The sequence below is a fragment of the Fulvivirga kasyanovii genome, assembly GCF_009711405.1.
Lineage (GTDB): Bacteria > Bacteroidota > Bacteroidia > Cytophagales > Cyclobacteriaceae > Fulvivirga > Fulvivirga kasyanovii.
The window spans coordinates 1-7922 of sequence record NZ_SMLW01000381.1 but is presented as its reverse complement, the minus strand read 5'-3'; the positions used below and the strand labels follow the sequence as shown (position 1 = coordinate 7922).

At 44.1% G+C, this 7922-nt stretch carries 8 protein-coding genes; 1 reads left to right on the top strand and 7 read right to left on the bottom strand.

Annotation, left to right across the window (positions count from 1 at the left end):
- Window positions 1-869: 869 nt before the first annotated feature.
- From E1163_RS04580 to E1163_RS04560, 5 genes are all read right to left on the bottom strand, one after another.
- Window positions 870-1439: a hypothetical protein gene (locus tag E1163_RS04580; RefSeq protein ID WP_155169969.1), complete on the bottom strand. Its 570-nt coding sequence runs from the start codon at window positions 1437-1439 to the stop codon at window positions 870-872.
- A 44-nt stretch (window positions 1440-1483) separates the two neighbouring features.
- Entirely contained in the window at window positions 1484-2302 is an 819-nt protein-coding gene (locus E1163_RS04575) for a tyrosine-type recombinase/integrase (protein WP_155169967.1), read from the bottom strand.
- 18 nt (window positions 2303-2320) lie between these two features.
- Entirely contained in the window at window positions 2321-3271 is a 951-nt protein-coding gene (locus E1163_RS04570) for a tyrosine-type recombinase/integrase (protein WP_155169965.1), read from the bottom strand.
- Between the two features lie 82 nt (window positions 3272-3353).
- On the bottom strand, window positions 3354-6023 hold the full coding sequence (locus E1163_RS04565; RefSeq protein ID WP_155169963.1) for a CHC2 zinc finger domain-containing protein: 2670 nt from the start codon (window positions 6021-6023) through the stop codon (window positions 3354-3356).
- Window positions 6023-6241, bottom strand: coding sequence for a hypothetical protein (locus tag E1163_RS04560; protein ID WP_155169962.1), 219 nt, complete (start codon window positions 6239-6241; stop codon window positions 6023-6025). The genes E1163_RS04565 and E1163_RS04560 overlap by 1 nt, the downstream gene beginning before the upstream one ends.
- Window positions 6242-6394: 153 nt before the next feature.
- On the opposite strand from E1163_RS04560, the gene E1163_RS04555 reads away from it, so the two are divergent.
- Window positions 6395-6727: a helix-turn-helix domain-containing protein gene (locus tag E1163_RS04555; RefSeq protein ID WP_155169960.1), complete on the top strand. Its 333-nt coding sequence runs from the start codon at window positions 6395-6397 to the stop codon at window positions 6725-6727.
- A 53-nt stretch (window positions 6728-6780) separates the two neighbouring features.
- Here the strand turns inward: E1163_RS04555 and E1163_RS04550 are convergent, their stop codons facing one another.
- Both E1163_RS04550 and E1163_RS04545 read right to left on the bottom strand, forming a co-directional pair.
- Window positions 6781-7128 carry a hypothetical protein gene (locus E1163_RS04550; RefSeq protein WP_155169958.1) on the bottom strand — a complete coding sequence of 116 codons (348 nt, stop codon included), beginning with the start codon at window positions 7126-7128 and terminating at the stop codon, window positions 6781-6783.
- A partial coding sequence (locus E1163_RS04545) for a hypothetical protein (protein ID WP_221417933.1) occupies window positions 7122-7922 on the bottom strand: 801 nt, incomplete at its 5' end. The genes E1163_RS04545 and E1163_RS04550, both read right to left, overlap by 7 nt.

Below are 7922 nucleotides of genomic sequence, written 5' to 3'. Positions count from 1 at the left end.
TTTATCTGCGGGTTATATAAGCATATTATGTAAAATAGCCCCACTAGGCAACCCTGTCCTTCCCTCCGTTACGCACTGCACCAGATCGAGAGCCTGCATGCTTACCGCGCCAGTTATGTTACTATTTCATGGCAGGGCTTTCCCGTGGCTTGGATCATTTTTGTAGATGCTGCAAAAAATCGGTGTCTGATCTTTTAGCGGCATTTTTTACATCATCTCCAAAAACGGGTCTACTTTTCTAGGACGAGTAAGTTTAATAATCACGTTTTTTTGAAGGGTAAAAGCCTGGGCAAACATTTTATCGTTTCTTGTCATTTTAAAGGCTTTTAGTCTTCAAAAAAATGCTGCAAGCCAACTGCTTGCCTTCCTCTGGGTGTCCCTGATCATGGCGCCGCTAAGGTCTTCTGCCCTGCGAGCCTTAAAGGCGAAGTGAAGGTGGATGCCGGAGGTACGAAGGCAGACATCCTGAACGTAGCCGCGAGCCCGAAGGAAGCCAGCCAAGAGGGAGCGCAGCGGCTTGGCTGTGTCTGACTGAGGAGCGAAGGCGAGCAATAACACGGGCTGTGGGTTTTTATTTTTGCCTAGCTGCCGCAGGCTTATCATTCAATCAAAATAAAAATAGGAACAGCCGTGAGGAGCAGCACAACGAAGCAAGTGGAGTAAAAAGCAAATCGGCCTTGTGTGTTGGCTAAATAGTGAAGTCCCGACGCGTCGGGACGGAACGGTTTAAGGCGCGTGGATTTGCTTTTTACGGAACGCAGTCTGAGAGAGCAGCGGACGAACACCGCTTTACCTTGCTGTTTTTTGGGAGTGGCTAAATGCCCGACCAAAAACACTCTTCATGCAGGCGGGTGGATTTGTGCGGTAGACTATCCCTCTGATACTATAAGTGATGGTTTTACTTTTGGTCTTCTTGCATCTATAAAAGGCTTCCATAGCTCATACTGTCCCGCAATTCTTGATTGTATTTCTAGTTGATCAAGTTTGCTCTGTAATATTCTATACTCCTTGTTGTAGATAAGATACACACCATTACTGCGTGCTTCTCCCATATTTGATATCTCGGCCACTAAAGCATTAACATATTTTTGCGCTTCTAATTTTTGGCGTTCACGTCCAACTTTTTGTTTTTCTGCTGCGAGAACATACTGAGCTTTTTCTAGTTGCTCTCGTTCTGTTTTTATAGATAACCTTTCTTCACGATTTGCAGCTGTTTTTATTGAGTCTAATATTCTAGCTTTTAGCTGCTTCTTTTCAAATAAGTTTTGTCGTTCCTTTAAGTCATTCTCTTTTTGCTGATTTATATACCGTTCTTGTGATATTTTCAACTGAGTATCCAGTCCATAAATTGTTATCGCTGCTCCGACTAATATCATTGCAATCAAAGCCTTTTTATGTTCCTTTAAAAAATGTACGATTAGGCTAATAATATTCATCATTCATAAGTTTGGTTCCATACACCAACGCTAACTTACCTCGATTATTACTTCAGCGGATGGAACTGGTCAAGTGCTTTTTTCAGGTCTTGCAGGTTCACTTGCTTGTAAACTTCTGTACTTACCAGGTTCTTATGGCCGGCCATGTATTGCACTTCCCGAAGGTTCTTTTTCGCTGCCCAGTGACTGATTAAACAGGTTCGAAGGTGTAGCAGGTTTTTGAACTTAGGGTAACGCTTTTTCAAGTAGTAAGTGAGTTGGCCTGTAAAGGATTTGATGTTTTGGTTTTTCATCTCTGGCAGTATTTCGCTAATGAACTGCTGTAGCAAAAGGATTTGAACGGCCTCCAGTTTTAATGTCCTTCCATTGCTTTTTCCTGATGGTTTTACTTTGATAGTGCCCCTCTCCAGGTTGATGTCCTGAGCTTCTAATGTGGTTAGCTCCCTTTCCTGCAACCCCTGGTAAACGATCAGGCCAAGCAGTACTTTGTTCCGCTTCTGGGGCAGTGTTTCGGCTGGGTGTTCCTGGTAAAGCTTGTCCAGCTCTTCCGGTGCCAAAAGGTCTGCGGGAAGTTGAAGGCCACGCCCCCTGATCTGTAGTTTTTGGGCTGGGTTGTGGTTTATTGCCCCTTCCTTTTGCAGGTATTCGTAATAATATTTTACGCCCCTGATGTGGCCGTTCAGGTTGCTCTGGCTCCTGTTTGGTTTCAGTGCTTTGGTGTAGCTTAAAAGGTCTGTGTAATGGCAGGTTTCCAGTGTCAGGTTTTCCCTTTCCAACCACTTTAAAAACACGTCCCTGTAGTACAGGTAACTTTCAAGGGTCTTCCTTTTGTAGTTTCTCGTTTGCAGGTATTCGCTATAGTCCATCTTTCAGGTATTCCTTAGTTACACTTCGGCAGATAAATGCAAGTAAATTTGTGTACTGCTAAGCCACCGGTGGCCTAAAAACTGGCTGATGGCTTCCAACTCCATACCTGACCGCAACAAGTGGGTGGCTATGCTGTGCCGAAGGGTGTGCGGGGTGATCTTCCTGCTTTGCAGGTCTTCGTTTTCTGTTCTTGCGATCAGGTCTTTAAGGGTTTTCGTTACATTGTCGTTGCTCATGCGCTGGCTGATCTGGTTAAGCAAAAAGGGGGCAGTGGCCTTCCCTTTCATCGATGGGCTTTCTAGGTGTGGCCGGTAGTGTTTCAGGTACAGTTCAAAGTCTTTTTTCTGGCTCTCTACGAAGGGGACATAACGCGCCCTGCCGGTTTTGCTTTGCCGTACATAAACCATTTGTTTGTCCAGCATTACGTCATTGAGGTTAAGCCTTACACCTTCCCCACACCGGAGGCCGCAACCATAGTAAAGGCTTAATATTGCCCGTTCTTTCAGGCCATGGAGTTGCTCACTACAGGCTCCGTAAAGCTGGTGGATTTCTTCTTTTGCCAGTACTTCGGCTTCAGGGGTTTGTACTTTTTCCCTCTTGATGTCCAGTTGAAGGCTGCCCTGGTCTGTCTCCTGCAGGTACTTGTTAAAGAGGTTCAGGTTACGGATGTACCCGTTTAGGGTACTTGGGTTTAAAAACTCTCCGGTGTGTTCGCTGCGGTGGTGTTTCAGGTCTTCGTAATAGCTTCTTATGGTTGCATAGGGCACGTTGTCCAGGCTGCTAATGTTTTCCTTTTTCAGGTGAAGGATAAAAGGCTCCATCCTGAGTGGGAACCGTTTCACGGTGCTTTTGGAGTAACCTATGATGTCAAGCCACTCTTTATAGCCTGCAAGTATTCTCTGGTACGTGTACGATGGTTTTGCTTTTACCCCTCTTGCTTCCCCCGGTGTTATACTGTTATACTTCATTTTTTAGGGTTGTTTTCTTGGTTTCCTGATCGTATGGGGCGATTAAGTATAACATTGGAGCCATGTTATACTGGTGTTATACTTATGTTACACTTAATTTCTTGCTGTTATTCTTAGCTTCTTTATCCTTCAGCTTCTGCAGTGTACTATCCAAAATATCTATCCCTGATTGCAGGTGCTGGTATTCCTCCCATGCAGCTACTTCATATTCAAAACCTATTTTCCTGTTGCCGCCAACCTGCCTGATATAGCCCCACATTTCAAGTTCCCTTAAATACCTGTTGGCTTTCATGGGGTTCATTCTGAACTGCTCCCGGATCTCTTTGCTGTAAAAGGCTCGTTGGTCTTCCGGCCTCTTGCTGATGGTGGCTTTTAGGATTTCAAAGAAGCTTCTCAACTGGCCGTTCAGCTCGTCAGACTTGCGCAGCAGGCTTTCTTTTACCAACCTGTTTGCCCAACTGATGTCTTCAAGGTTGGTAAGGATATATTCTTCGCCCTTTGCATTTTTTTGCCTGGGGCGCTGCCCCTGATGGTAAAAGGTGATGATTTCTATTAATCGCAGGTAGTGCATGTTTGTCCTGAGCTTCTTAAAAACACTGTCAGGGATTTTGAGCTGTGTAGCGTAAGGATTAATTACCTTGATAGGCTTTAGCAGTCTTTGGGTGTTTTTGAGCAGTTGTTTGGCTATGTTCTGGCTGTTTTCATCTACTAGTCCGGCCTGTAGTTTTCTTTGGTAGTCCATGACTTCTTCCATGTGGTTGGCGCCTTCATTGATGTGGAGTAAGTAGCTCCTGTTGGCATTGTCTTCATAGATGCCTTCTTTGGTGGTGGCTCCTGATACGCAGATCGGGCCTTCTACCGTGAGTACTTTTTGTACGTTGTTGCCTTTGGCATCTTTATCGGTGGTGAGCTTGGTTATGCTCTGTTTGCTCATGAACTCACGCAGGGGTAAAAAGGCATTGTAAACCCCGTCAAGGTCTTCGATTAATAGTACTTTATGTTTCCAAAAGTCCCTTGTAGAGTAGTAAAGGGTGTTTTCTGTTAAGCTCGTGATTGTCCTTACTGATTCCTCCGGAAGGCATTCACTGATCTTGGTTTGCAGGTAGGTTTTGCCGCTTCCGGATCTTCCAAAGATGATAGCATGCAGTGGCTCGTCAAAGAACCTGGACAGGTACAGGAAGAAGAGCAGTAAACCGTTTTTTTGTTCTCCGATCAGGCCGCTTTGGCTAATTAGTGTCAGGGTGCTTTTTACAAGCTCGGGGGATTTCAAAAACTTCATGGCCTGCTGTTCCTCTTGGTGGGTCATTTCATAAAGCTTGGGTTTCAGGGCTTTTACCTGGGCTTCACGTTCTTGCATCCTGTATTCTTCTAGTTTCTCGGTAAGCTCCGTTACTGTGTTGCTTATCTGGGTGGTGCTTAGTTCTAAAGCTTCTGTAAGGTTCTGGATCAGTTTTTTAGTGCTTTGGTGGCTGTACAGGTTTACATCATCGCGGAAGGTCTTGTATTTGTTTTCTTTGCTTTTAATGTGCAGGCTGATCTTTAAACGGCTAAGGTTTTCTTTCTCGATCCCGCCCCAGACCGTGGCGGTCAGCCATTCGTTTTCAAAGGTGATTTGCTCGGGGTTTTGGGTGTCCAAGATGCATTTGGTTTCTGGTGCAGGTGCTTTGGATTGCTTTGGTTCTTCCTTCACTTCATTTGAAGGAAAAAAAGGTTTCCGGTTATCGAGTAAGTGCGTGAAGATCTCCGGTTCATGGCTTTGGGCTAAGCTGTTTATATCTTCGTTTTTAGGGACTTCTACTTGTGTGATTTTGACTGAGGGCTTTAGCTCCTGTAGTGCTTTGCTATATTTCTCTGTAGCCTTTCTTCCGGCTTCATCGCCATTTAAAAAGAAGATGATCTCTTCAAGCTCTTGCAGATCCCCGATAGCCTTGGTGTGTTCTTCGGTTAGTACATTGGTGCCGTACAAGGCTAATATTTCATAACCCTGTAATTCAAGCTGCTGCAAAGTGGCTGCATCAATGATGGATTCCGTCAGGATCATTTTTTTAGTATCTGGTTTGGGATGGTTGGGGTAAAGTCCCTGCCTGTCTTTTAAATAGAAGTGTCTCGCTTTCTTGTCGTTAGTCGTACTCCTAAAGTAAAGGCTTACCACTTGGTTTTGTGGGTTCCGCAGTGCAAACACGATGCAGTTTTTGCCAAAAGGGCTGTAGGCTTTTTCTCCCGTCCTGTTGTTTACATGGCCTCTGTCAAGCAATAGGCCATATTTCAGGCAGCTTTCAATCAGTTGTTTGTCTTTCCTTGTCCCGTGGTGGAACTGGCCGCTGTTATAGCCTACTTCTAATTTTTCCCTGTCCAACGACCGGCCTTCCACATAGTCACGGGCTGGCTTGGAACTGGGAAGGGCATTTCTAAAATAAGTAAACATTTTGGTCAGCATTGCTGTCCGGCTTAAAGGTTGTTGCGCTGTGGCCGCTCCACCTCCGGTTATAAAGGATTCAGCCTTTTTGATGGCTTCGTGTTTCGTGCTTTTGTCCATGTACATAATAAAGTCGATCACGTCAAGGCTCTTGCCGTGGGTGCTGCAGTTGGCACTGAAGCAGTAGCAGGATTGTGTTTTGTAGTACACCTGCAGGCTCGGGGTTTTGTCATCGTGGAACGGGCAGTGCAGCATGGCGTGTTTGTCTGGTTTCAGGTGGTAATGATCCAACACCTGGGCAATGCTTAGCTGTTGTTTGATGTCTGGTATCTCCATTAGCTTTTGGGTTTGGCCATTTCACTAAAGGCATTTCTCAGCAAGCGCACCAGGTGGTAGCGGTAGCCTAGCCCCCCGGCATTCCCCTGGCTCTCGCTGTAGCTTACCATTTCATAAAGGATCTCGTCCAGCAGGCTGGCAATTTCTAAAGGGTCTTCATCTCGGAGAAGATGTTCCAAAGGTTGAAGGTTGGTAAGTGAGTGCTGATTATCTGTCATGAAAAAAATTCCTCTTTTTTGTTTTCAACTCAAATATGTGCCGAATATAACAGATGTGTGCGAACTTTTCCAAAACTTATTTGGATTTTATAACATATATTTGAGTTAACATACTCCAAAAAACACCGTTTTACCTATTAAATTATTACAGATATGAGTTTTGGAAGCCGTATTGTGCAGGCACGTAAGGATAAAAAAATGTCGCAGGAGGCGCTTGCTAAAGCATTAAAAGCTACCCCTACAACGGTAGGCCGGTACGAGCGCGATGAGGTAAAGCCTTCTATTGAAGTGGCTGCCAAGATTGCGGAAGTACTCGAGGTTTCTCTCGATTACATGATCGGAAGCTCTGACAACTATATCAAGGATAAAACCATGCTCAAAAGGATCAATGACATTCTGACCCTCAATGAAACGGATAAAGACCACATCCTTTTTACTATTGATGCCATGTTGAGGGATGCTAAGACTAGACAAGCCTATTCATAAAAAAGCCTTGCATCTCTGCAGGGCTTTATATTTCACTAAAGAGCTAATCAGGTTTACAGATCAACCTCTTTTAACACTTCATACCTTCCAAGTTTACCTTTACGGTAAACAACCATTTTATCCTGCCCCTGTGCTTTTGCTACTGAATCTCCAGGCTGAACAAAAGGAATGATCAATCTTCCATAGCCCCCCAAATATCTCCATTCATCGTTAATTAAGAAGCTTGGCGTAGCACGATTCTCACTAACTTTTATATCATCTATAACAGAAAAATATTCAGAGTTAATATCTTCATTTTTAGACTGAACCATCTCTATTGCTAATGTTATTCCTCCATATATCATTATAAGAACTAAAATAACTACTCCAATCCTTATTCCTACTTTTATAAACTTCACCATGTTTTAACTTTTGTGATTCCAGAACCGTGTGAGAACCCAAGTGTTTCTCCTATTCCCATAGACACTCCATACATGACCGTCCTGCCATCGTCACCAATTCCTCTTATAAAATTGCCTCCAACAATAAACCCTCCTGAAGTAACCTGAGTGATCCCCAAAAGATGAGCAGCCGTTAACTCTCTCGAGTCGCCATTATACATTAAATGCCCTCCGTTGATCCCTCCATCAATTTCAAAGCCATAACGCCAATCATTCCTTCTTTGGTTGGAGTAACCTGTTTGTGTCTGCGTATAATGTATACCTGCGTCCTTACCCCTTGTAATCAAGTTGACCGTATATGAATTAGATCCTCCCAGTGCAATAAAAGTTGCTCCCCATGATACATCTAAAGTATATACATCGGGCACAATAGCCCTGGCAAGAGTGCTGTGCCATATATCTCCCCATATATCACTTTCTTCTGGGAAACTTAAAGATGAGGTAGTTCCTCCATACATAACATCTATCTGCTGTTCAATAACATAGCCAGCCCCTTTCATTCTACCATCTGTACTATATTGGGCAGTTTGTACAAACTTGTAAAATGTTCCATTAGCAGTGAGTTCACCTCCTAAAAAGCTGCCAATCTGTTTTCTGTCATCTGGCGTTGGTGCTGAACCAAGGTGATTGGCTCCAAAGCTTGCTTTGTCCTGATCGCTCATTCCATCTATGCCGTAAAAGCTTCTAAAAGTACTCATACTCATCAAGGCCAGATTTCCCGCTACAGATCGGTACTGATCAGTCCAATGATTTCC